At 63.1% G+C, this 24,345-nt stretch carries 24 protein-coding genes; 14 read left to right on the top strand and 10 right to left on the bottom strand.

Going from position 1 to position 24,345, the window contains the following annotated elements; translation table 11 throughout:
- Window positions 1-60 precede the first annotated feature (60 nt).
- On the bottom strand, window positions 61-501 hold the full coding sequence (locus HOP52_RS12645) for a DNA polymerase III subunit chi (protein WP_238977748.1): 441 nt from the start codon (window positions 499-501) through the stop codon (window positions 61-63).
- The gene (locus HOP52_RS12640) at window positions 501-2,027 is read right to left on the bottom strand and encodes a leucyl aminopeptidase (protein ID WP_238977747.1); all 1,527 of its coding nucleotides are present in this window, start codon (window positions 2,025-2,027) and stop codon (window positions 501-503) included. Before HOP52_RS12640 ends, HOP52_RS12645 begins: the two co-directional genes overlap by 1 nt.
- 129 nt (window positions 2,028-2,156) lie before the next feature.
- Between HOP52_RS12640 and lptF the strand changes: the two genes are divergently transcribed.
- From lptF to bfr, 5 genes are all read left to right on the top strand, one after another.
- Window positions 2,157-3,236: an LPS export ABC transporter permease LptF gene (gene lptF / locus HOP52_RS12635; RefSeq protein WP_238977746.1), complete on the top strand. Its 1,080-nt coding sequence runs from the start codon at window positions 2,157-2,159 to the stop codon at window positions 3,234-3,236.
- A complete protein-coding gene (gene lptG / locus HOP52_RS12630; protein ID WP_238977745.1) occupies window positions 3,236-4,300 on the top strand; it encodes an LPS export ABC transporter permease LptG in 1,065 nt (354 codons plus the stop codon). Before lptF ends, lptG begins: the two co-directional genes overlap by 1 nt.
- 45 nt (window positions 4,301-4,345) lie before the next feature.
- Complete coding sequence (locus tag HOP52_RS12625) at window positions 4,346-4,822, top strand: RDD family protein (RefSeq protein ID WP_238977744.1); 477 nt, start codon at window positions 4,346-4,348, stop codon at window positions 4,820-4,822.
- 114 nt (window positions 4,823-4,936) lie between these two features.
- Window positions 4,937-5,143, top strand: a complete 207-nt coding sequence (locus HOP52_RS12620; protein WP_238977779.1) for a (2Fe-2S)-binding protein — start codon at window positions 4,937-4,939, stop codon at window positions 5,141-5,143.
- A 199-nt stretch (window positions 5,144-5,342) separates the two neighbouring features.
- Window positions 5,343-5,825 carry a bacterioferritin gene (bfr, locus tag HOP52_RS12615; RefSeq protein ID WP_238977743.1) on the top strand — a complete coding sequence of 161 codons (483 nt, stop codon included), beginning with the start codon at window positions 5,343-5,345 and terminating at the stop codon, window positions 5,823-5,825.
- A 101-nt stretch (window positions 5,826-5,926) separates the two neighbouring features.
- Here the strand turns inward: bfr and HOP52_RS12610 are convergent, their stop codons facing one another.
- The 4 genes from HOP52_RS12610 to HOP52_RS12595 form a co-directional block, all read right to left on the bottom strand.
- Window positions 5,927-6,154 (bottom strand): DUF1653 domain-containing protein, encoded by a 228-nt coding sequence (locus tag HOP52_RS12610; RefSeq protein ID WP_238977742.1) that lies wholly within the window; start codon window positions 6,152-6,154, stop codon window positions 5,927-5,929.
- A 92-nt stretch (window positions 6,155-6,246) separates the two neighbouring features.
- Window positions 6,247-7,074 carry a tRNA cyclic N6-threonylcarbamoyladenosine(37) synthase TcdA gene (tcdA, locus tag HOP52_RS12605; RefSeq protein WP_238977741.1) on the bottom strand — a complete coding sequence of 276 codons (828 nt, stop codon included), beginning with the start codon at window positions 7,072-7,074 and terminating at the stop codon, window positions 6,247-6,249.
- A 21-nt stretch (window positions 7,075-7,095) separates the two neighbouring features.
- Complete coding sequence (locus HOP52_RS12600) at window positions 7,096-7,863, bottom strand: pseudouridine synthase (protein ID WP_238977740.1); 768 nt, start codon at window positions 7,861-7,863, stop codon at window positions 7,096-7,098.
- 83 nt (window positions 7,864-7,946) lie between these two features.
- A complete protein-coding gene (locus HOP52_RS12595) occupies window positions 7,947-8,495 on the bottom strand; it encodes a thioredoxin family protein (RefSeq protein ID WP_238977739.1) in 549 nt (182 codons plus the stop codon).
- 194 nt (window positions 8,496-8,689) lie between these two features.
- On the opposite strand from HOP52_RS12595, the gene HOP52_RS12590 reads away from it, so the two are divergent.
- The 4 genes from HOP52_RS12590 to HOP52_RS12575 all read left to right on the top strand — a co-directional run bounded on the left by HOP52_RS12590 (window position 8,690) and on the right by HOP52_RS12575 (window position 12,424).
- Entirely contained in the window at window positions 8,690-9,109 is a 420-nt protein-coding gene (locus HOP52_RS12590; RefSeq protein WP_238977738.1) for a SpoIIAA family protein, read from the top strand.
- A gap of 40 nt (window positions 9,110-9,149) precedes the next feature.
- A complete protein-coding gene (locus tag HOP52_RS12585) occupies window positions 9,150-10,337 on the top strand; it encodes a DUF418 domain-containing protein (protein WP_238977737.1) in 1,188 nt (395 codons plus the stop codon).
- 80 nt (window positions 10,338-10,417) lie between these two features.
- Window positions 10,418-11,083 (top strand): SDR family oxidoreductase, encoded by a 666-nt coding sequence (locus HOP52_RS12580; protein WP_238977736.1) that lies wholly within the window; start codon window positions 10,418-10,420, stop codon window positions 11,081-11,083.
- A 111-nt stretch (window positions 11,084-11,194) separates the two neighbouring features.
- Window positions 11,195-12,424: an MFS transporter gene (locus HOP52_RS12575; RefSeq protein WP_238977735.1), complete on the top strand. Its 1,230-nt coding sequence runs from the start codon at window positions 11,195-11,197 to the stop codon at window positions 12,422-12,424.
- 54 nt (window positions 12,425-12,478) lie between these two features.
- Here the strand turns inward: HOP52_RS12575 and HOP52_RS12570 are convergent, their stop codons facing one another.
- Together HOP52_RS12570 and HOP52_RS12565 are read right to left on the bottom strand one after the other, a co-directional pair.
- Complete coding sequence (locus tag HOP52_RS12570) at window positions 12,479-13,342, bottom strand: undecaprenyl-diphosphate phosphatase (protein WP_275298187.1); 864 nt, start codon at window positions 13,340-13,342, stop codon at window positions 12,479-12,481.
- 329 nt (window positions 13,343-13,671) lie between these two features.
- Window positions 13,672-13,854: a hypothetical protein gene (locus HOP52_RS12565; RefSeq protein ID WP_238977734.1), complete on the bottom strand. Its 183-nt coding sequence runs from the start codon at window positions 13,852-13,854 to the stop codon at window positions 13,672-13,674.
- 514 nt (window positions 13,855-14,368) lie between these two features.
- Here HOP52_RS12565 and HOP52_RS12560 point away from each other — a divergent pair.
- The 4 genes from HOP52_RS12560 to HOP52_RS12545 all read left to right on the top strand — a co-directional run bounded on the left by HOP52_RS12560 (window position 14,369) and on the right by HOP52_RS12545 (window position 21,322).
- Window positions 14,369-15,556 (top strand): SIR2 family protein, encoded by a 1,188-nt coding sequence (locus HOP52_RS12560; protein WP_238977733.1) that lies wholly within the window; start codon window positions 14,369-14,371, stop codon window positions 15,554-15,556.
- On the top strand, window positions 15,553-17,403 hold the full coding sequence (locus HOP52_RS12555) for an ATP-binding protein (protein WP_238977732.1): 1,851 nt from the start codon (window positions 15,553-15,555) through the stop codon (window positions 17,401-17,403). The genes HOP52_RS12560 and HOP52_RS12555 overlap by 4 nt, the downstream gene beginning before the upstream one ends.
- A gap of 131 nt (window positions 17,404-17,534) precedes the next feature.
- Window positions 17,535-18,338: a Hachiman antiphage defense system protein HamA gene (locus tag HOP52_RS12550; protein ID WP_238977731.1), complete on the top strand. Its 804-nt coding sequence runs from the start codon at window positions 17,535-17,537 to the stop codon at window positions 18,336-18,338.
- Window positions 18,335-21,322 carry a DEAD/DEAH box helicase gene (locus HOP52_RS12545; protein ID WP_238977730.1) on the top strand — a complete coding sequence of 996 codons (2,988 nt, stop codon included), beginning with the start codon at window positions 18,335-18,337 and terminating at the stop codon, window positions 21,320-21,322. The genes HOP52_RS12550 and HOP52_RS12545 overlap by 4 nt, the downstream gene beginning before the upstream one ends.
- Before the next feature lie 521 nt (window positions 21,323-21,843).
- Here HOP52_RS12545 and HOP52_RS12540 read toward each other — a convergent pair.
- Both HOP52_RS12540 and HOP52_RS12535 read right to left on the bottom strand, forming a co-directional pair.
- Window positions 21,844-22,431, bottom strand: a complete 588-nt coding sequence (locus tag HOP52_RS12540; RefSeq protein WP_238977729.1) for an NAD(P)H-dependent oxidoreductase — start codon at window positions 22,429-22,431, stop codon at window positions 21,844-21,846.
- Between the two features lie 242 nt (window positions 22,432-22,673).
- Window positions 22,674-22,991, bottom strand: a complete 318-nt coding sequence (locus HOP52_RS12535; RefSeq protein WP_238977728.1) for a serine hydrolase — start codon at window positions 22,989-22,991, stop codon at window positions 22,674-22,676.
- Window positions 22,992-23,388: 397 nt separating this feature from the next.
- Here HOP52_RS12535 and HOP52_RS12530 point away from each other — a divergent pair, with 397 nt between their 5' ends.
- Window positions 23,389-24,306, top strand: a complete 918-nt coding sequence (locus HOP52_RS12530) for a VOC family protein (protein ID WP_238977727.1) — start codon at window positions 23,389-23,391, stop codon at window positions 24,304-24,306.
- The last annotated feature ends 39 nt before the right edge of the window (window positions 24,307-24,345 follow it).

The following is a 24,345-nucleotide window of genomic DNA, read 5'->3' as shown; positions in this document are numbered from 1 at the left end:
TCACCCATGGCGAATGACCTCCTCTTCGGCCTGCCCCCGGCGCCCCTCGTCTTGGCGGACTCAGCTACGCAGCTGATGCGCCTTTACCGGATAGCCGCGCTGCTTGTAGGTCTGCCAGCAGGCGCGCTTGGCCACCAGCACCTCCTGGTGCTGGTTGATGATCTCGGCGACCCGTTCGAAGCGCGAGAACCACTCGGGTATCTCCGGGTGCAGGTTGAGCAGCGCCTGGGGGTGCTCCTCGGCGGGGTCCGGCGGGCCCTGCCAGCCGATCACCACCGGCACTTCGCGGGCCATCTCGCTGCCGGCCAGGGCGTGGGGCAGGTAGGCGTCGGGGCGAAAGATCCACAGCCGCTCGTCGAGGTCGGCGGCCATGGCCTCGTCCTCGGCGTGCAGGTGCAGCCGGAAGCCCTTGCGGGCGATGGTCTCGGCCAGCCGGCAGGCAAAGCCGAGACGCGCCTCCAGGGTGGTGTCCGGCAGGATATAGAAGTCGACTTGGGTCATCACAGCTCGCGGCTGTTTTCCAGGCTCTTGACCTCCGACTCGCGATCCAGCAGGTACTGGGTCAGCAGCCCCACCGGGCGGCCGCTGGCACCCTTCTGCTTGCCGGAGGACCAGGCGGTGCCGGCGATGTCCAGGTGCGCCCAGGGGAACTGCTCGGCGAACCGCGAGAGGAAACAGGCCGCGGTGATGGTGCCCGCCGGGCGGCCGCCGATATTGGCCAGGTCGGCGAAGTTGGAGTCGAGCTGCTCCTGGTACTCGTCCCACAGCGGCAGGTGCCAGGCGCGGTCCCAGGCGGTCTGGCCGGCGTCGAGCAGGTCCAGGGCCAGGTCGTCATCGTTGGAGAGCAGCCCGGTGGCATGGTGGCCCAGGGCGATGATGGCGGCGCCGGTGAGGGTGGCGATATCCACTACGCTGGCGGGCTTGAAGCGCTCGGCATAGGTCAGGGCGTCGCACAGCACCAGGCGACCCTCGGCGTCGGTATTGAGCACCTCCACCGACAGCCCCTTGAGGGTCTTGATGATATCGCCGGGCTTGGTGGCGCGGCCGTCGGGCATGTTCTCGGCGGCGGCGACGATGAACACCAGGTTGAGCTTGGGCCTCAGAGCGAGGATCGACTGGACGGTGCCGAAGACGCTGGCCGCGCCGCACATGTCGAACTTCATCTCGTCCATGGCCTCGCCGGGCTTGAGCGAGATGCCGCCGGTGTCGAAGGTGATGCCCTTGCCGACCAGCACGTGGGGCGCGTCGTCGGCGCTTTCGGCGCCCTGGTACTTCATCACGATCAGGCGCGAGGGCTCCTCGCTGCCGCGACCCACCGAGAGCAGGCTATGGGCGCCCAGGCGCTCCAGAGCCTCCTCGTCGAGGATCTCCACGGCCAGCGCGCCGCCCGAATCGCGGCCCAGCCGCTCGGCCTGCTCGGCCAGGTAGCGGGGCGTGCAGACATTGCCGGGCAGGTTGCCCAGGGTGCGGGTCAGGCTCACGCCCTGGCCGACGGCGTCACCGATCCGGGCGCCTTCCCGGGCCGCCTCGGCGTTGCCGCCCTCGCTGACCAGCAGGGTGGTGCGCGCCAGCCGAGGCGTCGGGGCCGGCTTGGACTTGAACTCGTTGAAACGGTAGACGGCGCGATGGGCCGCCTCGGCCACCATGCGCGCTTTCCAGTCGCAGTGGCGGTCGGTCAGCGGGACGTCGGTGAAGGCCACCGCAACGTCGTCCACCGACAGCCCGGCCAGGGCGGTGAAGGCGGCGTCCACGGCTTTACGGAAGGCGCCTTCCTGGCACTTGTCCCGCTCGCCCAGGCCGACCAGCAGCAGGCGGTCGGCGCCGAGGCCAGGGGCGAAGGGAATCAGCTGCACATTGCCCAGCTTGGCATCGAAATCGCCGCGCTCGATCAGCTGGCCGATCAGCCGCTCACTGGCATCATCGAGTTTGGCGGCGGCGGGCAGCAGGTCGCCGTCCTTGAACACCGGGACCACGAAGCAGGCCGTTTCGATCTTGGCGGGGTTGGCCGTCTGAACTGGGAATTCCATGGTGACTCCACAAGACAAGCTTTGGGGTTACAAGCGTTGAGGGATTCTGGATAATGCCGGCACGCCCGCAGGCCGCGCCGAATCGCCTCAGTGTACCCAAGGCATGGCCCCATTGCATAAAAGAGCTGCATGATCATTTTCCGCTACCTGACCCGCGAGATCCTGCTGACCATGGCCGCCGTCGCCGGGGTCCTGCTGCTGGTGATCATGGGCAGTCGCTTCATCCGCTACTTTACCGATGCCGCCGAGGGGGACATCCCGGCCAGCATCCTCGGCACCCTGATGCTGTTCCACCTGCCGGGCTTTCTCGAGCTGATCCTGCCGCTGGCGTTCTTCCTCGGCATCCTGCTGGCCTACGGCCAGCTCTACCTCAACAGCGAGATCACCGTGCTGGTGGCCTGCGGCACCAGCCCGGCCAAGCTGCTGCAGGTGAGCCTGGTGCCCGCCACCCTGGTGGCGCTGCTGGTGGGACTGTGCAGCCTGTGGCTGACCCCCGCCGGGGCGCTGCACAACGCGGTGATGCTGGAGGAGCAGCGCAGCCGGCTGGACTTCACCGCCCTGGCCCCGGGGCGCTTCCAGGACTTCGGCGGCGGCCGCACCGCCTACACCGAGGCTTTCAACGACGACCGCACGCGCATGCTGGAGGTGTTCATCAGCGAGCGACAGCGGCGCCGCGACGGCACGCCGGAGAGCGCGGTGACCCGTGCCGCCAGCGGCTATCAGACCGTGGACGAAGAGACCGGCAGCCGCTTTCTGGTGCTGGCCGAGGGCGAGCGCTACAGCGTCGACCCGGGTCGCTTCGAGGCCGAGCGCCTGGAGTTCGCCACCTATGCGGTGCGCCTCTCCCAGGTCGACGACATGCGCGAGCTCGACGGCACTGAGTATGCCACCACCGCCGAGCTGTTCGCCGATGACACCAGTGAGGCTCAGGCCCAGCTGCAGTGGCGGCTGTCGCTGCCGCTGATGGTGTTCGTGCTGACGCTGCTGGCGATGCCGCTCTCCCGGGTCAACCCGCGCCAGGGGCGCTTTGCCAAGCTGCTGCCGGCGGTCTTCCTGCACGTCTGCTATCTCAGCCTGCTGCTGGCGGCCCTGGACGCCATCGGCCGCGGGGCGCTACCGGCGGCGATCGGCATGTGGCCGATTCATGCCGTCTTCCTGGCTCTGGGGCTGGGGATGATGGTGCATGCCCAGCGCAAGGGGATGCGCTGATGGGCCTGGATCGTCTCGACCGCTATATCGCCCGCAACGTGCTGGGCGCGATCATCGTGGTCCAGGTGGTGCTGCTGGGGCTCGACCTGGTGATCTCCTATATCAATGACCTGGACGATATCGAAGGCGATTACGGCGCCTTCCAGGTGCTGCTCTATCTGCTGTTGCGCCTGCCCTGGCGCTTCTACCAGTATGCGCCGGTGGGGGTGCTGATCGGGGCGCTGATCGGCCTGGGCAGCATGGCCTCGAGCAACGAGCTGACGGTGATGCGCGCCGCCGGCCGTTCGCTGACGCGCATCCTGTGGAGCGTGATGAAACCGGTGATCCTGGTGGTGGTCGTGGTGCTGCTCACCGCCGAGTACGTCAGCCCGCGCACCGAGCAGTTCGCCAGCGCCTGGCGGCTGGAGCAGCTGCAGGGCGAGGGGGCGGTGGTCACCCAGCGCGGCGGCTGGCAGCGGGAGGGCGACAGCGTCTACCGCTTCGGGGCCATTCGCGCCGACGACACCGTGCTCGACCTGACCCGCTACCGCTTCGAGGAGCGCAGCCTGCGTGAGGCCACGGTGGCCGAGCGCGCCGTATGGCGCGACGGCGCCTGGGTGCTCGAGTCGGTGGCCACGACGCGCTTTGGGGAATCGCACACCGAGGTCGAGCACCACGAGGAGCAGGCCTGGGAGACCGGGCTGACCCCGGAGCAGCTCGGCCGCCTGCTGCGCCCGATCAACAGCCAGGCGCCCAGCGAACTGTGGGCCTATGCCCGCTACCTGCAGCAGCAGGGCCTGCAGGCCACCCAGCCGCTGCTCTACTTCTGGCAGAAGGTCTTGATGCCACTGACCATGGCCTCCCTGGTGCTGGTGGCGGCCTCCTTCGTGTTTGGGCCGCTGCGCACCGTCGCTGCCGGCACCCGGGTCTTCTACGGTGTGGTCACCGGCCTGGTATTCAAGTACCTGCAGGACCTGCTGGCGCCGGCTTCCATGGTGTACGGCTTCTCGCCAGCCTGGGCGGTGCTGGCGCCAACCCTGCTGTGTGCCGCCCTGGGACTCTATCTGTTACGCCGTACCGGCTAGAGCACTATTATCCGCCGTACCGGCGGTAAATAAGGCACTGACACTATGCAACGACGCTTCACCCAACTCGACGATGTGTGGCCCGCCGGCCTGGGACGGCGGCTGGGGGCCATGCTCTACGATGCCTTCCTGGTCGCCGCGATCTGGATCCTGCTCGCGACGCTGCACCTGGGCGTGCTGCGCCAGCTGCTGGGCCTCTCGGCGGAGGAGGTGGGTGCCGGCAGCCTGCAGCGGCTAACGCTCCAGCTGCTGCTGGTGGCCGGCGCCTTCGCCTTCTTCGCCGTCTCCTGGACCCGCGGCGGCATGACCCTGGGCATGCAGGCCTGGCGCCTGCGGGTGCAGACCCGCGACGGCTATTCGATCACCCTGGCCCAGAGCCTGGTGCGCTTCCTGGTGGCCTGGGTCTCCCTGGCCGCCTTCGGGCTGGGCTACCTGTGGGTTCTGATCGACGGCGAGCGGCGCAGCTGGCCCGATATCGCCTCCGGCACCCGGGTGGTGGTGCTGCCCAAGTCGCGGCGTTGAGCGGCAGCCGGAGGGAAAACTGACCGGGATCACAAATCGAGGCAAGTCATACTTGCGATAGGCTATGCGAATCGTTTACATTTAACTCAGCAATGAACAGCGAGGGCGATGGCGATGTACGTATGTCTCTGCAAGGGTGTGACTGACCACCGGATCCGCGAGGCCGTCGAGAACGGTGCGCGCAGCTGGCGCGATGTGCAGGGAGAGACCGGCTGCGGTACCCAGTGCGGCAAGTGCGCCGGTGCGGGCAAGGCGATCACCCGCGAGGCCGTGGTGAGCGAGCTGAGCGCCTCGGCCAGCGATCTGGCCTACGCCGTCTGAGCCAGCCCCCGGCTCGGCGGCGGCCCGCTCTCCCGGTGGGACGTCAATCCTTATCATTCTAGTTGCGCTTTCTCCAACCCCTTGTCGCTATTGGACTTTTCTCCGATATTGCCCAATACTGTCAGGATAGATTCAGCCACCGTAAGTGCTGAACCCCTGCAAGACCCTGACACCTGACGACGCAGTAGGGAGAAGTGCAATGAAAGGCGATGCCAAGGTCATCGAACATCTCAATAAGGCGCTCGGCAACGAACTGGTCGCCATCAACCAGTATTTCCTGCACGCCAAGATGTACAAGGACTGGGGCCTCAAGGCGCTGGCCAAGTGGGAGTACGACGAATCCATCGATGAGATGAATCACGCCGACAAGCTGATCGAGCGGATTCTGTTCCTCGAAGGCGTGCCCAATCTGCAGGATCTCGGCAAGCTTTATATTGGCGAGAACGTGCGCGAGATGCTCGAGAGCGATCTCAAGATCGAGCACGAGGGCCGCCAGGACTATATCGACGCCATCGCCTACTGCGAGCAGGTCAAGGACTACGTCAGCCGCGACCTCTTCCGTCATATCCTCGCCGACGAGGAAGAGCATATCGATCACATCGAGACCGAGCTCGGCCTGATCGACAAGGTCGGCATCGAGAACTACCTGCTCAAGCAGATGCAGGAAGCCGGCGACGAGTAACCTTCCTGGCCGCAACCCTGTCAGCCCACTCCACCGGCGCCCCTGAGGCGCCGGTGGTGCGTCTGGCTCCCGCCTCCCTGCTGGCTGGGCCCATTCCTGCGTCAGTGAAAAGCCTTCTCCAGCTCGAAGCGGGGCACCGGTTCGCCCTGCACCTCGACCAGTTCGGTGAACATCGCAAGCGGCCTCACCCACAGGCCGTAGTCGCCATAGAGCGCGCGGTAGACCACCATCGGCTCTTCGTTCTCGCTGTGGTGGGCGACGCCGAGCACCTCGTAGCGGTTGCCCTTGTAGTGGCAGTAGATGCCGGGGACGGGACGGGGACGTGTCATGGGGGGCTCCAGGGGTGGGGGCCGGCGTTCGACGTGACCGGCGCGGTTCGGGGGTGATGACTTGGGCTTTCCTACCGAGGAAGTTCGGGGCGCTATGGCGTCGCGATGGCTCGCTTGGCCAACCGGGTGAGGACCCGCGAGGCGGCGACGAAGCCGAAGCTGCCGGTGACGAAGGTGGCGGCTCCGAAGCCCGAGGCGCAGTCCAGCCGCGTCGACTCGCCGCTGCCGGGCTTGGTGAAACACACCTCGCCGTCGCTGCCGGGATAGACCAGCTGTTCGTCAGAGTAGACGCACTCCACCGAGAAGCGCCGCTTGGGATTGCGCGAGAAGCCGAAATCGCGGCGCAGACGAGAGCGCACCTTGGCCAGCAGCGGGTCGTGCTCGGTGCGCGCCAGGTCGGCCACCCGGATGCGGGTGGGGTCGGTCTGGCCGCCGGCGGCGCCGGTGACGGTAATCGCCAGCTTGCGTCGCTTGCACCAGGCGATCAGCGCCGCTTTGGCCACCACGCTGTCGATGGCGTCCAGCATGTGGTCGGCGTCGTCGGGAATCCGCTCGGCCAGGTTGGCGGGGGTGACGAAGGCGGTATCCGCCACCACCTCGATGCCCGGCTGGATGGCCCGGCAGCGCTCGGCCAGCACCTCGACCTTGGGGCGGCCGACGGTGCCGTCCAGGGCGTGCAGCTGGCGATTGACGTTGGAAACGCAGACGTCGTCCAGATCGATCAGCGTGAGCCGGCCGATGCCCGAGCGGGCCAGGGCCTCCACCGCCCAGCTGCCTACGCCGCCCACGCCGACCACCACCACATGGGCCTCGCGGAAGCGCGCCACGGCGCGCCGGCCGTAGAGCCGGCGGATGCCGCCGAAGCGCAGGGCGTAGTCGTCCGTGGGGATGGCGGCACTGGGGGTCGAGGGGGCGGTCATGGCAGCGGTTGGGTCTCCCGGTCAGGCAGGGGTTGGGGATGAAGGGGCAAGGCGACGCACGCCGTCGACCGGCAGGTGGCCGGCCCAGCCGAAGCGCTCTAACAGCGCCCGCATGGAAGCGTCCGGCGCGCAGCTCAGCGCCAGGCGATGTGCCTCCACGGGATGGTCGAACGTCAGCTCCACCGCGGCCAGCAGCAGGCGAGGGCAGCCGAGCCGCTCGGCGAAGAAGCGGTTGTGGTTGCCCTTGCCGTGCTTGGCGTCGCCGATGATCGGATAGCCGCGCCGCGACAGGTGACGGCGGATCTGGTGGCGGCGACCGGTCAGCGGGCGTGCCTCCATCAGCGAGTAGCGGCTCTGTGGGTAGCGGTCCACCTGCACCGGCAGCTCCACGCTATCCAGGCGCTTCACCTCGGTCAGCGCCTCCATGGCCGGCATCTGCGCCTTGGGGAGGCGGCCGTCCTCCTCGCGCAACGGGTAGTCGAGCCGCTCGCCCTCGGGGCCGATGCCGCGCACCACTGCCAGGTAGCGCTTCTCCACCCGGCGTTCGGTGAAGGCCGCGGCGAGGGTGGTGGCCACCTCGGGCGACAGCGCGAAGACCATTACCCCGGAGGTGGGGCGGTCCAGGCGATGCACCGGATAGACCCGCTGGCCGAGTCGGTCGCGTAGCCGCTGCAGCAGGAACTCGCGCTCGCCGCGGGCCAGGGCGGTGCGGTGCACCAGCAGCCCCGCCGGCTTGTGCACGGCGACCAGGTGGTCGTCCTGATGAAGGAGGGTCAGCGTCTGCGGCATGCCGGCTCGGCCCGTGGCAACAAAGGGCGGCCATTGTCGCTGCTGGGCGCTGGCTTGTCATCCGCTCCCCGGTCTGCCTCGGTTCACTTCCACTTGATGTTGCAGCCCATCGAGGGCATCTGCCGCTCGCTCGGCGGCTTTCCGGCGAGTACGGCGTCGGCGGCGGCGCGCAGGTCCTCCCCGGTAACGGGAGTCTCCTTGCTCGGGCGGCTGGCATCGAACTGGCCCCGGTAGGCCAGCCGGTGGTCGCGGTCGTAGAGGAAGAAGTCGGGAGTGCAGGCGGCCTGGAAGGCGCGCGCCACCTCCTGGCTCTCGTCGATCAGATAGGGAAAGGAGTAGCCGCGCCGCTGTGCCTCCTCGATCATCCGCTCCGGGCTGTCGTCGGGCTGGGACCGGTAGTCGTTGCTGTTGATGGCGACCACCGCCAGCCCCTTGGACTGATACTCCCGAGCGAACGCGGCGAACGCATCGGCGATGTGCTTGACGAAGGGGCAGTGGTTGCAGAGAAACACCACCAGCAGCGGCTGTCCTTGATACTGCTCGCTGGCCACCTCCCCGCCGCGGGGGTCGGGCAGCCGAAAACCCGGTATGGGGCTGCCGAGCTCGGGCATGGTCGAGGGCGTCAGGGTCACGTTGTTGCCTCCAGTTGGGTGTCCACCCGCTTTTCAAGGTAGCAGACCCCCAGCGCGGTGCGTCACCCGCGTGGCGCTTCATTGGCCTGGTCATCTCGCCTGACGGCTGATGCGCTTCCAGCCGAAGGCCGCAACGGGCTAAGCTGAAGGCAAGCGCGGTGCCTTGTTGCTTCCCTGATCCAAGGAGAACGTCCATGTTGGAATTCATTTCTCACCCGGCGGCGCATGTCGTGGCGATGAAGGCGGGAGGCGTCGTGACGGCACGGGAGCTACAGAGCGCGATCGATGCCATCGAGGCGGCCAAGAAGGAGCACCCCCGAATCAGCATGGTGGTCGAGTTCGATGACATGCGCTGGATGACGCTGACCGCCCTGCTCAAGGATATTGGCTACGGGCTGACCCAGCTCGGGGATCTCGGGCACTACTACCGCGCCGCCGTGATCACCGACAAGGAGTGGATCAAGCACATCGCCCACCTGGAGGAGCGGCTGTTCAAGGTCGTGGAGATTCGCACCTTCCCCAAGCGCGAGCATGCCGCCGCCATGGCCTGGGCTGGCGAGCTGCCCAAGGGCGCCCACGAGGACCCCGAAGAGGACGGCTATCACGGGGCGTGACGGCAAAGGGGCGTGTCGCCAGCGAATCGACAGCCTCGACGTGCTGCGGGGCGCGGCGATCCTCGGCATCCTGGTGATGAATATCCAGGCGTTCGCCATGGTGACCGCCGCCTACGTGAACCCTACCTATGCAGGCCCCATCGGCCTGGCCGAGTGGTGGGTCTGGAGCCTCGGCCAGGTGGCCTTCGCCTCCAAGTTCCTGGCGATCTTCTCGGCGCTGTTCGGTGCCGGTGTGGTGCTGATGGCCGAGCGCGCCGAGGCCGCCGGTGTCGCCCCCTGGCGGCGTCACCGGCGTCGCATGGCCCTGCTGGCGCTGATCGGGCTGGCCCACGCCTATCTGATCTGGTTCGGCGATATCCTCTTTACCCTGGCACTGGTCGGCCTGCTGGCCTTCGTTTTTCGCCGCTGGTCGACGCCCCGGCTGCTGCGGGCGGCGGCGTGGCTGTACGCCGTTCCAGTGCTGTGGGGGCTGCTGATGACATGGCTGATGCATGCCATGCCCGAGGCCGGCTACCGGGACCTGGTGGCCAGTGTCTGGCAGCCCTCCGCCGAGCAGCTGGCCGCCGAGCAGGGCGCCTATCGCGGCAGTTGGCGGGCGCAGATGGCGCAGCGGGTGCCCGACGCGTTGCAGATGCAGCTGCTGGTGGTCCCGCTGGAGGAGGGCTGGCGTATCCTGGCGATGATGCTGGCCGGCATGGCCGCCTACCGCAGCGGCCTGCTGACCGGCGCCTGGTCGGCGGCACGCTACCGGCGAACGGCGCTGCTCGGGGCTGGCCTGGGCCTGCCCCTGGCCGCAGCGGGCCAGCTCTTTCACCACGCCACCGGCTGGGAGATGCGTACCTCGCTCTACCTCGGCGGGCTGTTCAACCACCTGGCCACGCCACTGGTGGCCACGGCCTGGGTCTGTGCGCTGATCTGGCTGCTCAAGCGCGGAACCTGCCCGGGGCTGATGGGCCGGCTGCGCTGGCTGGGGCAGGGCGCGCTCAGCGGCTACCTGCTGACCAGCCTGCTGTGCACCGCGCTCTTCTACGGCCACGGCCTGGGGCTATTCGGGCGACTCGACCGGGTCGAGCAGCTCGCGGTCGTGGTGCTGGTGTGGGCGCTGCTGCTGGGCCTGGCGCCGGCCTGGTTTCGCCGCTTTCGCATGGGGCCGGTGGAGTGGCTGTGGCGCTGGGGGACCTACGGCCGGCGTTCGCCCCTGCGCCGCCAGGCCGCTTCACGGGACTAACGGGCCGCTTGAAGTCCCGGCTTCGCCGCCCCATCTCCTGGGGTGAGCATTCATCGACCGATCCTCAACAAGGAACCGCCATGACTTCCACCGTACTGATCACCGGCGCCAACCGCGGCGTCGGCCTGGCGCTGGCCCGCCACTATCACGCTGAAGGCTGGCAGGTGATCGGCGTCTGTCGCGAGGCCTCCCACGAGCTGGCCGAGGTCGCCGCGCGGCTGATCGAAGGGGTCGACGTGACCCGTGCCGAGGACGTCGTCCGCCTGGCCGAGGAGCTCGAGGGACAGCGCCTGGACCTACTGATCAACAACGCCGGCCTGCTGCGCGACGAACTCCTGGGTGAGATCGACTTCGACTCGATCCGCGAACAGATGGAGGTCAACGCCTATGCGCCGCTGCGGGTCACCGAGGCGCTGCTCGACAACCTGGGCGAGGGCGGCAAGGTGGCCAATATCACCAGCCGCATGGGCTCCATCGCCGACAACGACTCCGGCGGCCGCTACGGCTACCGCGCCTCCAAGGCGGCGCTCAACGCCTTCGGCAAATCGCTGGCCGTGGACCTGGCGCCCCGCGGCATCGCCGTGATCCAGCTGCACCCCGGCTACGTGCAGACCCGCATGGTCAACTTCGGCGGGCTGATCACCCCGGAAGAGGCCGCCGCGGGCATCGCCGAGCGCATCGCGGCGCTGACGCTGTCTACCACCGGCACCTTCTGGCACAGCAACGGTGAACCGCTGCCCTGGTAACGGGCGCGTTGCCCTGCGGGAATGACGAAGGCTGCCTTCGCCAACGGCGCTGGCGGCGATGCAAGAATTGTGTGTAGGCTAACGGTTTCGCTGTCGCCACCGGAACCTGCCATGCCTGCCTCGCCTCACACCGCATCGTCATCGCCCTCCCGTGGAGGGGGCTGGCGGGTTCTGGTGGCCACCACCTGGGTGCAGGTGCTGTGCAGCGGCGGCATGCTGCTGGTGCCGACCCTGGCGCCCCAGGTGGCGGCGGCCTTCGGCGTGCCGACCGGCTGGGTCGGGCTGCAGGTCAGCCTGCTCTACGGGGTGGCGATGCTGACTTCGCTGCAGTCGGCGGTGCTGGCGCGCCGCCTGGGCGGCTGCCGGGCCAGCCAGCTGGCCATGGCGCTGGTGATGGGGGGCTGCGCCCTGGCGCTGATCGGTACGCCCTTGGCGCTGCTCGCCACCACCCTGATGCTGGGCCTCGCCTACGGCATCACCAGCCCGGCGGCGGCGGAGTTGCTGTCCCGCTTCACGCCGCCCGAGCGGCGCAACCTCGTCTACTCCATCAAGCAGACCGGCGTGCCCCTGGGCGGGGTGCTGGCCGGCCTGCTGGCCCCACCCTTGGCCGCCCTGTGGAACTGGCAGGCCGCCTTCCTGGCGGTGGGCGCGGCCTGTCTCGCCACCCTGCTGCTGCTCCAGCCGCATCGCGGGCGCTGGGATGCCAGCCGGGATGCCAGCGTGCGCATGCAGCGCGGCGGCAGCCTGGGCGTGCTGCGCCGCTACCGCGCCATGCGCTGGCTGGGCGCCACCGGCTTCTGCCTCTCCGCGGCCCAGCTCTCGCTGCTCAGCTTCGCGGTGGCCTACATGGTCGAGGAGCTGCTGCTGAGCCTGGTGATGGCAGGGGCGATCGTCTCGCTGGTCCACGTGGCCGGGGTATCGGGCCGCCTGGCCTGGGGCGCCCTGGCCGACCGCCTGGGGGGCAGCCTGCCGGTGCTGTTCGGCCTGGCCGGCGTCATCGCGGCGATCTTCTTCCTGCTGGCCGTGCTCGGCACCCTGGTGCCCACTTGGGTGACCCTTACCCTGATGGTGATGGCCGGCGCCACGGCGGTGGGCTGGAACGGGGTCTACCTGGGTGAGGTGGCGCGGCGCTGCCAGCCCGGCGAGGTGGGCGAGGCCACCGCCGCCGTGCTGGTGCTCACCTACATGGGGGTGCTGGTGGGCCCGGCGCTGTTCAGCCTGATCGTCTGGCTCACCGGCAGCTACGCGGTGGGCTTCCTGCTGCCCATGCTGACCGGCGCCCTGGCGGTCTTCTGCCTGCTGAACTGCGTGCGCAGCGATGTCGCGTCCCAGGCCGCCTGAAGGGCCCAGCGCCCGATCCACGCCGCGCGGCGGCTTGCGCCCGGGGCCACACCGTTAGCCGAGGTTGATCACGCCCAGCAGCACGGCGGCAGCCAGGGCCCAGAGATAGAACGAGAATACCTTCATGCGGGCGCGGTAGAGGAAGTAGAGCACCAGGCGCAGGGCCAGGGTGCCGATGGCGGCGGCCACCACGAAAGCGGTCAACATCACGCCATAGTCGAGCTCGCTGAGCCCGCCGTTGCGGGCGACTTCGATGGCTTGCACGGCGGTGGCGGCGAGGATGGTGGGAATCGCCAGGAAGAAGCTGTATTCGGCGGCCCAGCGTCGTTTCAGGCCGCTCAGCAGGGCGGCGGAGATGGTCAAGCCGCTGCGACTGAAGCCCGGCACCAAGGCGAGCCCCTGCGCGGCACCGATGACCAAGGCGTTGCGAGGAGTGATTTGACGCAGGCCACGGGGGCGAGCGCCGAGGGTATCGGTCCACCACAGCAGAAGCCCGGTCACCGTCAGGGTGCCGACCACCAGCAGGGGGAGGGCGAAGACACGCTCGAAGGTGGTCTTGAGCAGCAGTCCCACCGCGGCGGTGGCTAGCACCGAGAGGGCGCAGAGCAGCGTCAGACGCAGATAGAGCAGCTCAGGTCTCAGGGTGCCCTGCCGTGAGGCCCACTGCAGGCTCTGGCGAGCGATGCCGCCGCTCAGGCGGGTCAGGCTGGACCAGAAGACGATGGCGATGGACACCAGGGTGCCGACATGGACCACCAGGTCGAAGAGGATCATCTCGGCACTCTCCGGGGCCGGGAGGAGATGCCCCTGTCCGATCAGCCAGTGCTGCGTTAGCACGAGATGAGCGGTAGAGCTGACAGGCAGAAACATGAAGATGCCTTGCACGGCGCCGAGAAGGGTTGCAATCCAGAGTGTCATGATGACCCACAGTCGATGAGGGATGCGCCGATAGGCGCGGAAGAGAATCGCCTGCTCCAGGTAGACCGGCCCCCATGATTATCCACCTCGCCATGGCGGATCAGGTCGAGGGTGGTCACGTCGGCGTCGGGAAAGCGCATATGGGGCCTCAGGTCACGGCGTGGTGTACCCGGGCGGAAATCCACTCCCAGGCGAGCACGGTAACGAAGATCATCACGAAGATCACTCTGACGCCCATGGATGACAGCGCCGGGTCGATGGTGTGACGAAGCGATGAAGAGGCGATGACCGCGACGCGTCGGTAAGCGGGGGTGCCGCGAGGCTTGCGGCTAACCGGCGTGGGCGCAAGCGAGCTGGTAGCGATAGAGCTCGGCCAGCTCGGCGGCCCTGGCATCCTCATGCCAGCCCGCCGCGTAGGCGGGCCCCCGCTTGGCCAGGGCATTGCCGCGGGCCAGGCGGGTCAGGGACTCCACTTCGGCGTCGCTAAGCGATGTGTGCGGGCGCCGAGGCATACTGCGCGGCTCTCCGAGGGCAATTCCCCCATGCTGGCGCGCAGCCATGACAGTTTTGTGATTACCGCCCCCACTTGATCCAATGGCGCAGCAAAGTCTAATGAGCTAGGGTGGGTAGTATTGTGCCGGCCAACAGGAAGAAGGAGCAGGGTGTGTGGAAACTGGGGACGGAAAGCCGGCCATCGCGATGGTTTTTTCTGGAGGCCGATTTATCGAGCGAAGTGTCGGAATCGACCCGGAAAACCACAATTGTTCGCATTGACGATTGTAGGAGATAGCTTTAGCTCGCGACCGGCGGAGATTCCTGTGGTCCGATGAAGGCAGCTTGTTATCGGCAGTTGGTGGGGTGTGCAACGAAGGGCCGGTTTCGACCCAAAGCGGTCATGGCATGTTTATGTTGTCCACTTCATGGAGAACGTCTTGAGGCTGGTTTATTAGTGGAAAGGCTTAGTGGCACAAGATATATAGCAACTGATTAATAGGCCTCTTAATTAAAAATATTTGGTACCAGCTAATGGAACATTTGGAAGAAGACTCATATCTCGAACAGCTCGACGCATTTTTGAGCAGGCCAAATCAAGTCTGGTTACTTGGAGCAGGCGCAAGCCTAGATGCAGGGCTGCCGTTGATGGGGCCTCTGACGAACTTTGTCTTAGAGAGGCTTGAAGGCTCTGATAGTGAACCTCTTATTTCAGCGATCTGGAACGATTTAATTGAAAGCGCTCACATTGAGCATTTGCTCAGTCACTTAGGTGACTACTACGCCTTAGCAGAGAGGGCAAAGAGTAAAACAGTAACCATTGATGGAGAAACTTACGACCTGGAAAGTATGATGAAGGCGCATGCAGAGGTGCTCAATCATATAACGCATGCTATCCACTGGGGATACAAGTATGACAGAGAAACTGAGACGGGAGAAGTTGGCAACCCTCTTAATTCGATAGTAGATATTGAGCCACATCGTAAGTTTGTAAGGGCACTACTGGGCACACGCCGATCTGGAATGGAAAATCGGCGCCCACCTGTGCGTTTCTTCACCACTAATTATGACACGCTGCTGGAAGACTCGCTCGCATTAGAGCGACACACGTGTTGGGATGGTTTTTCCGGAGGGGCTATAGCCTATAGAAGCCACCGATATGGTGCTGATGAACCCGGATTTTCACAAAGATATGACGCTCACGTTATGAAGCTTCATGGCTCAATCGATTGGCACCTTGATGATGATGGGTATCTTATAAGAGTCCGCCTCGGAGACAAATATCCCGGAAATGCCAAGCGGGTGATGATCTACCCTCAAGCTACAAAGTATGTTGCAACTCAGCGAGATCCGTTTTCGGCTCAGTTTGACCTATTACGCCGGAGTCTTAGCAACAATGGAGGCAACGTTTTTGCAATATGCGGGTATAGCTTTGGAGATGAGCATATCAATCATGAAATTGAACTCTCTATGGAAAGCCCGGGAAACGATACAACAATTCTTGCCTTTGTGATGGAAACAGATAGAGGACTACCTGAAGCGCTGGACATCTGGCTAAAAGAGCGCTGGGGAAAACGTGTATTTGTGATGACACAGAAGGGGCTTTACAACGGCAAAATTGGGCCTATTTGTCAACCAGAAGAGGGATCTGAACGAAGCTGGTGGACTTTCGCAGGTGTAACCAATCTTCTCGAAAACGGACCTGGAGGTGCTGCGAAATGACGGATTTCAAACCAGTTGAAGCGCTGCGAATCGGAAATATCGTTGAAGTCGCTGGGACTTCGATACGTGTTGAGCTAAGCGGTGAAGTTTCTGAGTTGACTCGTAGTTATGATGGGCGTATTTACCCCATCGGCCAGATAGGTAGCATTGTAAAAATTCATTTTGGACGTAAGCTTATATTTGGCTTTGTTACCTTGCTGCGTATGCGGTCAGAAGATTTGATTGAGCATGGTACAGCAGTACCACCGGATTCTGATCAGCGGATAATGGAAGTAGAGCTATTCGCTGAAGGTGTCTGGGATATGCCAAAGGGAAGATTAAATTTCTCCCGTGGTGTTTCTACTTACCCTTTACCTCAGCAAGGTGCATATCTGCTGACCCGAGAAGAGGCAACGGGGCTATTCCAATCCGCAGAAGGTGATAGGCCTGATGATGGAAATAATCCGCTAGTCCCATTCGGTCACTACGTGGGCACAGAAGCTGCCCCCTGCCGAGCAAATATTGACAAGATGTTTGGCATGCACTGTGCGGTTCTAGGCTCGACGGGTTCAGGTAAGTCGGGTGCCGTGGCTGCACTGCTACATAGTGTATTGGAGCACAAAGCTAATGGGGAAGACTCTCTTAAGCCAAACATCATTATCATTGATCCCCACGGTGAATATGGCGCCGGATTCGAGGAGCAAGCTGTTGTCTATCGAGCCTATGATCCGATTGGATCAGAGGGTGTTGAAGGAGCTCCCATCAAGTTACCTTACTGGTTGATGAGCGCAGATGAGTTCAGGCACCTCGTTATCGGTAAGACGGAACAGGAAGCCACCTCCCAGAACAACATTATCTATAAGGCAGTCACCCATGCCCGAATGGTTGCCGCAGGTCTTGCAATACCAGCACCTGATGATTATGGAAGCCCTGCGCCCGAAGGCGGCCGCTCACATGATGAGTCACAGCCAGTAGATGGTGTGGATGAAGCAAAACTATTGGAATTTGATCGAGACAAGCCTCGACCATTTTGTCTTGTAGAGTTTGAGCGTCATATTAGATACTTACAAGCAGGAAGGGTTCAGGGCAGTCAGGTAAATAAGGTTGCTGATTCTGAATTCAATCAAAAATTCAAATCACTCTTAGATAAGCTTTCGGTGCTGCGCAGAGACCCGAGGATTCATTTCTTAATGGGTAACTGGGACCTGGAGTCGCCATCCTTATCTTCAGTTATCAATCAGCTAGTCGGGCAGCCAGGAAGTGGTCAAGCAGATGATAATAAGATCAAGATATTGGATATTTCTGGCTTACCTAACGAGGTTGCCGGTCCACTAACAGCGATGTTGGCAAGGCTGCTATTCCAATACAAGCTTTATCAAACGGCAGATGAGCGAGAAAAAGATCCGATCTTGCTCGTTTGTGAAGAGGCTCATCGATATGTGCCGGACCGAGGGGAGGCCCAATACGCCTCAGCTCAAACAGCGGTACGTAGAGTTGCCAGAGAAGGCAGGAAGTATGGCCTTGGATTGATGTTGGTGAGTCAACGACCAGCTGATATTGAGAGTACCGTTATCTCCCAATGCGGTACTTGGCTAGTGCTTCGATTGACCAACCATTCAGATCAACAACATGTTGCGCGTTTTCTGCCCGATGGCCTAGCAGGGATGGTTCGTACGTTACCCAACTTGGCACAGCAGGAAGCAATTTTCGTTGGTGAAGGAGCATCGTTACCTTCTCGAGTTCGTATTAAAGATCTCGCCAAAGAAAAGCTCCCCCGATCCCAAAGTGTGAAATTCGCTAAGGGGTGGCATGGAGAAGGTTTATCCGCAGAAGAACTTGGTAGAGTTGCGGAGCGCATGGTGGGCTAACCATGGAGTGGTTAGAAGCCCCAGGTGCTACCTGTAGTGATCATTAGTGGCATTGTTGCATGCGTTAGGGATGGGCTGATTAATCACAGTTGAACAGTTGGGGGAAGAGGAATGGGCTCACGATGAGAGACTTGGACATCGATATCAGCGCCATCGCACCATGGTTTGCTGACGAGCACCAGTCTCCCTACGTGCTAGTCTGCGTGTCCGATGAGCACGCGGCTGCCTGGGCGGATGTACTCGGTGTGCCAGTTCGTCAGTGCTACATCGACGATGCTCTACTCGAGGCGAGGGCGCAGGAGACGGGTCGTACGAAATCAGAGATCGTCGCCGCCAAGCTGCCGGATCGCGGCTCTACCATGGCAGGTGACTTCGGGGAGATCCTGGTCTTTCTATACCATGCAGCCGTCGAGCCAGGAACAGAACTAATCGGCCCGAAGAAGTGGCGCCTGAAGCAGGACCGGACGAAGCCGGCGCCATACTCTGATGTTGTTCACTTCGTACTTCCGAACTGGCCCCAACCCTCCGAGCAAGACCGGATCCTGTGCTCTGAGGTCAAAACGAAGTCAACGTCCGGCGACTCCTCACCGGTCAAGGCGGCGATTATGGACTGCGAGAAAGACCGGACGAGTCGATTGGCGAAGACCCTTGTCTGGCTGAAGGAACGTGCACTCATCGACGACCTCGGCACCACCACAGTCGATCACTTGGAGCGTTTCATCAAGGCTACCGACCATCCGCCTGCCCAGAAGCAGTTTCGGGCGGTGGCTATTATATGCGCAAGTCTGGTAGACGAGGAACTCGAGGACACCCCTGATGAAGAACCGGCAGACCACACGGTGGTCGTGATCGCCGTTCCGAGTTTGAAGCAGCGCTACGAAGAGGTATTTGATGCTGTACATACGACCGTCCTAGAGACTGGGGAAGGGACATGAGGGAGACTCTTGCCAAGTGGGTTAGTGACGCGGACGCTCTCCACCATGTGGAGCGATTCGGATTCTCGCAGCTACCGCTCCAGTTGGACTATCTGCGTTCGCGAGGCGACGACTACTACATTTCGCTCGTCGGCGAGCTCTTTGAACGGCTTCATGAGCCGTACAGGGATTCTGTCGACTGGTCGCGCTTGGGCAACGCGATCACTCAGGCAGGAGGCGTCGGGGTCGATCAGGCACTGGCCTATCGCGGGATCTTGTCACCAGAAGCCGCTGTCTTCGCGGCGGCGGCGTTCTACTTCGGGGGCTATTCAGCGTCGGCATACCTGACGCTCAAGGCAGCGGATCCGAATGCCCTCGGAGAGATACAGCGAGCGTGCCATGAGCTACTTTCGAGGCCAACGACGATCCAGTCGGCTCGCGTGCGAGCTCTTGTCGGCGCCGTGCGAGGCGGTGACCTCGAGGCAATCCGTTCGCAGATTGAGCATGCTGCTGAAATGGAGGCATCGGCGCTGCAAACCAATCCGGATGAGTGGGTAGGATGGCGCCTGTTCCAACGGATGCTCTCTAGGTTCGCGCAAACCAACATCCGTGCCGTCCTCCCAGATGGCGAGGCGGAATTCTGGGATCCCCTCGTTCGGTCACTCCTCAACCGGGACCCGCCGACATGGGACTTTTTCCCTTCCCAGATAGATGCCATTAGGAGCGGGCTGCTGGGAGGTATGGCCTCCTTCTCCATCCAGATGCCGACGGGCGCTGGTAAGACAGCACTCTCGGAGACGCTACTCTTCTATCATCTGAACCGGCACCCGCAGGATGTGGCAATCCTACTTGTTCCCTTTCGCTCACTCGCAGCGGAACTGCGCGGCAGTCTTGTCAAGCGCCTTGGCCGCATGGGTCTACCAGCTCGATGCGCATATGGGGGGACTGTGCCCACAGGCGGTGAAGTACGAGACCTGGATAATACGCGGGCGCTAGTTGCAACACCGGAAGCGTTGTCGGGTCTGCTTAGCGCAGAACCGGGCTTTTTCTCCCGAATCTCCCTCGTGATATGCGATGAAGGGCACCTCCTCGACGGTAAGGCCCGCGGGGTAGGGCTGGAATTGCTGCTCGCTCGAATGAGAGCCCGCGAGAGCGGCCCGCCAAAGTTCGTCTTTGTGTCCGCTATCGTACCGAATATCGAAGAGATCAATGCGTGGCTAGGCGGCACGGATGCAACGGTCGTCCGCAGCGACTACCGCCCAGCTCACGCTGATTTCGCAGCGCTTCGTGTTGCCGGCAAGAACGCCAAAGCGACTGTCGCGCTACAGCTTCATCCGCACCATCATGCATCCACATTCTCGATCGAGCGTTTTCTGAGCCGCGATGACTTTCGCTATCGTAATGCTTCGACAGATCGGCTGAATACATACTCATTCAACTCCGTGAAAGCTCAGGCCATCGCCGCAGCAAGAAAGGCGCTATCGATGGGGGCGGTTGCTGTGTTCGCGGCCAATAAGCGTGGCAACCAGGGTGCTGTAGGTCTCGCCGATGAGTTGCTATCGCAACTGGCGAATCCATTGCCCATGCCCGCTCCATTTCATTTTGTCGACGATGCCGCAAAGCTTCAGGCCGCCGTCGAGTATTTCACCCTTGAGTACGGCGCGTCATGGGTCGGAACACGAACACTCGCGGCAGGAGCCGTTCTGCATCACGGGGACATTCCGCAGGAAAGCCGTGAAGTTGTGGAAGCGTTAGTTCGCAAGGAGGATGTTCGACTCGCGATCTGCACGAGCACGTTGGCGGAGGGGGTCAATCTACCAATCAGAACGCTGGTCTTGTACTCGGTACAACGCCGCGGTCCAGACGGGGCCGCGGAGAACCTGCTCGCACGCGACATCAAGAATCTCGTTGGACGCGCAGGGCGAGCTGGGGCATCAACCAAGGGCCTCGTCATCTGCGCCAATCCTGCGCAATGGCCGTTGGTGGCCCCCGTGGCTCAGCAGCAGCCGGGAGAGCGCGTTTCTGGTGCACTGATCGAGCTGATGGGACGCCTTCAGGCTGCACTCAACCAGCGGAGCATCACGCTTACGAATGACATCCTTGAAGGCGCGACCGCGCTCCACACCCTGATCGACGGCATCGATGCAACACTCATCGACCTTGCGGCAGAAGAGCTGGGGGAGGACGAGCTGATACGGATCGCCGGTGAACTGTCGAGTCAGACCTTTGCGGCCAGCCAGGCTCAGCCCGAGACAACGGCTCTCATGAAACATGTATTCGAGCTGCGTGCTCGACGGGTGTCAGCAATCAAGGGGGCAGGACGACTCGGGTGGATTCGAGAAACGGGTACGCGCGTCCGGATGCTGGAGTCGGTGGAAGTGAAGCTGCTGCCCATGCGGGAGAGTTGGGATGACATCGCAGTTGCAACCGACCCGGAGCTGACAGAGACGCTGCTGACGTGGGTATGGGACCTCCCCGAAGTGACTGAGGTAGTCAAGGAGGCGTACAGGGATGCATCCCCGTCACGTTCAGACTTTGTCCGGGTCCTCGATGCTTGGATCGACGGTCAGCCCCTAGTCGAGCTAGCTCGAAGAGCGGGGATCGATATCGACACGATGCTGGGTGTTTACGCTAGGGTGATCAGCCACGTCCTTCAGGTAGTGGTCGAACAGGCCGTTGGCTTGCTCAAGAAGCTACTCGAGGAGAACGAGCGTGAGCTATCGCAAGCCGTGGTCGATTTTCCTGAGCACCTGCGTTTTGGTGTCCCTACGCTAGCAGCGAGGGTTCTTGCGGCCGGCGGTGTCCGGCACCGGCGAGCTGCTGTTGCCCTTGGTCGGAGCTCCGAACTTGCTGCGATTGGGGAGGACGGTCGAGCTTCTGTGTTTCCCACGGCCCGACGCCTTCTCGATGATGAGGAACGATGGTTGCCAGTGATGGGGCGCCTAGTGTTGGAGAATACTCGTGAGGACTTGCGAGAAAGCAGTGATCCCGATGATGGAGTGTGATCCAGCACTGGGGCCGCAGTCCTAACAACAGCATGCAACGGACGGCGCTGGGCGCCGCCGCTGATGCTGAGCTTTTAATATCAGCGAAGTATCAACGACCGCTTTTGGCCGCGTGCTGACATGGAGGATACAACAATAAAACAGATGTTTTTTCTGGCGGCAATGGCCTGACTGCGCAGAGACTCGGTGGCGTATCGGCGTGCGTTGCGCCACCATGGTAGTCATCTCGTTGACGTTCCTTGGCGGTAGGTGACGACCATGGCCTTTCATAATCCGAACCCGAAGATCCGGAAGCTGGAGGAGCAAAATGCCCGGTTGCGCGCCATGCTGTTCGCCAGGGTGTTTCGCGGTACATGGCGTGGACTCCGCAGCGCCGCCTCGCAGCTGCGGCGGATTCGGCATCGCCGCCACCGGCCACCGCGTCCCTGAGCTGTTGTCGATTCGATCGCTAGTGGGGGATCATCACTGTAAATCGATCGTTTGTATGGTCGCTATTGCTGCAGTCATCGAGCAGGGCGCTCTCACTTGGCGTTGCCCCCGAGTTCGCGCAGCTTGCGAAGCCACTCTTTGCGTTTTTGTTCGCTCATGGTTTCCACGCTGCCGATCAGTGTCTCACGCACCGGATACAGGCCGACGAAGCCAAGGATATTGCGCTCCAGTGACTTGACGCTGTGTGCCCGGTAGAGGTGGCGGTAGATCACCGCCGGCATGCCCATGGTCACCACGACCCGTGCCGAGCGCCCTGTCAGTCCCTTTCTGCCCAGCGGGTTGCCCTCCACGTACTCGAAGGCAAAGCCAGGGCGCAGCACCTGCTCCAGGAACCCCTTGACCAGGGCCGGCATGTCGCCAAGCCAGAGCGGAAAGAACAGCACTAGATGCTGGCACCAGCCGATGGCCTCCTGGGCCGCTGTCAGCGAGGCGGGCAAGGGGGCGGCTTTCCACTCTTTCTGGCTGCGCAGCAGCGGGAACTCCAGCATCGCTAGGTCGATCAGGCGCACCTCATGGCCTTGGGCGTGAGCGCCCTCGCGGTAGTGCTCGGCCAGGGCATGACAGAGGTGCGCCTCGCTGGCATCGGGGTGTCCCTGGAGGATCAGGATTCGGTGGCTCATGGCGGCGGGCTCTCACGGCGACAGGGTGGGAAGGCGTGGTGTTTAGCCTAGTCGCAGGGCTCGAGGCTAGGCTTGATCCATATCAATCACCGCCCTGCTCGACTGCGCCAGGGGCCTTCACAGCGCTGTAACGCCTGCCGCCGTCGTGGTGCCGCCGATCCGGCGTTTCGATGGCCCGGCTTAGATCACGGCGGCCCCGATGATCCGCCACTGCCAGAGCTGCAGGCTCACCAGCAGCAGGGTCAGGGCAAACAGGCTGAAATGCACCCGCCCCGGGCGTTCTCGAAGACCTCCGTGGCGCCGTCGAGGCGGCGGTAGTAGTCGCTGCCCTCCATGGGATGGCTAAGCTCGAAGCAATCGCGGGAGACGGGGGTCAGCCGGGTGCCGTCGAGCGCCCCGCCATTGAGGTGAAAGCGCATCCAGCGCGCCATGTCCGTGGCGGTGGAGGCCATGCCGCCCACCGGCCAGTAGGCGCCGAGCTGCAGGTAGTCTTGCCCGCCGTGACCGCCGTGGCGGGGTCGATAGCCGGTGGCGAGCCGCTCCCGTCTGGCCGCTTCCATGTGGCGCGGTGTCTGCCAGGTGGTGTCCTGCTCACCCCATTGGGCATGCAGGACACCACCTGGCAGGCGAGCACAAACGACATCGAGGCGAGCTGGAGCCTCGTCGGCAGGCGTCGACAGTCCATCGTGGCGCTCCCAGGGCGGGCCATATAGGCTGAGCTTACAACAGGTCAGGAGTCGCGGTTCACCGCGACCTAGATTGTGGTCCCGTCGGCGACGGGATTGTTCTGGGATGCCAGGGTCGAGTTGCCGCTGGCCGCGCAAATCGACCATTGGCATCAGTGCATCACTCGGATTTCGGTTCAACGCCATCGGAGAGGTCTCGTTTGGTGGCACTCCAGCGGACACTCGTGCCTGGCAGCGGTGAACTCTGCCGTTGATTGAGAGGAGAATCAGGATGGCGGTGATCAAGCAAAAAATCGTTCCGCATCTGTGGTTCGACAGCGAAGCGAAAGAAGCGGCTAACTTCTATTGCTCCGTCTTTCCCGACTCAAGCGTCACCAACCTCACTACGCTGCATGGTACGCCGTCAGGCGACTGCGACATCGTGTCGTTCACGCTGTGGGGGTGCTCGTTCATGGCGATAAGCGCGGGGGCCGTGTTCACGTTTAACCCGTCGGTATCTTTCATCGTCAACTTCGATCCGGCGCAGGATAAGGACGCGGAAACGAGGATCGACGAGGTGTGGGAGAAGCTCTCCGAGAACGGGGAGGTGTTGATGCCTCTCGACACATACCCCTTCAGCGAGCGCTACGGGTGGATTCAAGATAAATACGGGCTGTCGTGGCAGCTGATTCTCACCAACCCGGAGGGCGAGGAACGACCGTTGATCATTCCGTCGCTCATGTTTGTCGGGGAGCTGTGCGGCAAGGCGGAAGAGGCCTCGGCTTTCTACCTCTCCGTGTTCAAGAACGCTAGGCGTGGTGAACTGGTGCGCTACCCCGCCGGCATGGAGCCCGACAGAGAGGGAACGGTGATGTTCACCGATTTCATGTTGGAGCGGCAGTGGTTCGCCGCCATGGACAGCGCACACGAACATGACTTCGCCTTCAACGAGGCCATCTCGTTTCTCGTGCACTGCGAAGACCAGAATGAGATCGACGACTACTGGGAAAAACTTTCTGCTGTTCCTGAGGCCGAACAGTGCGGCTGGCTCAAGGACCCGTATGGGCTTTCCTGGCAGATCGTGCCCGCTGTCATGGAAAGCATGATGCAGGATCAGGATGCTGAGAGGTTGGGTCGAGTTGCCCAGGAATTTTTCAAGATGAGGAAGCTTGATCTTGCTGCGTTGCAAAGGGCTTATGATGGGAAGTGAGCGATAAAAGCGAAATCGTGCCAAGTCTCAATCTTCATG

It is taken from the genome of Billgrantia campisalis (assembly GCF_022341425.1).
Lineage (GTDB): Bacteria > Pseudomonadota > Gammaproteobacteria > Pseudomonadales > Halomonadaceae > Halomonas > Halomonas campisalis.
This window is presented reverse-complemented; position numbering and strand designations above follow the sequence as displayed.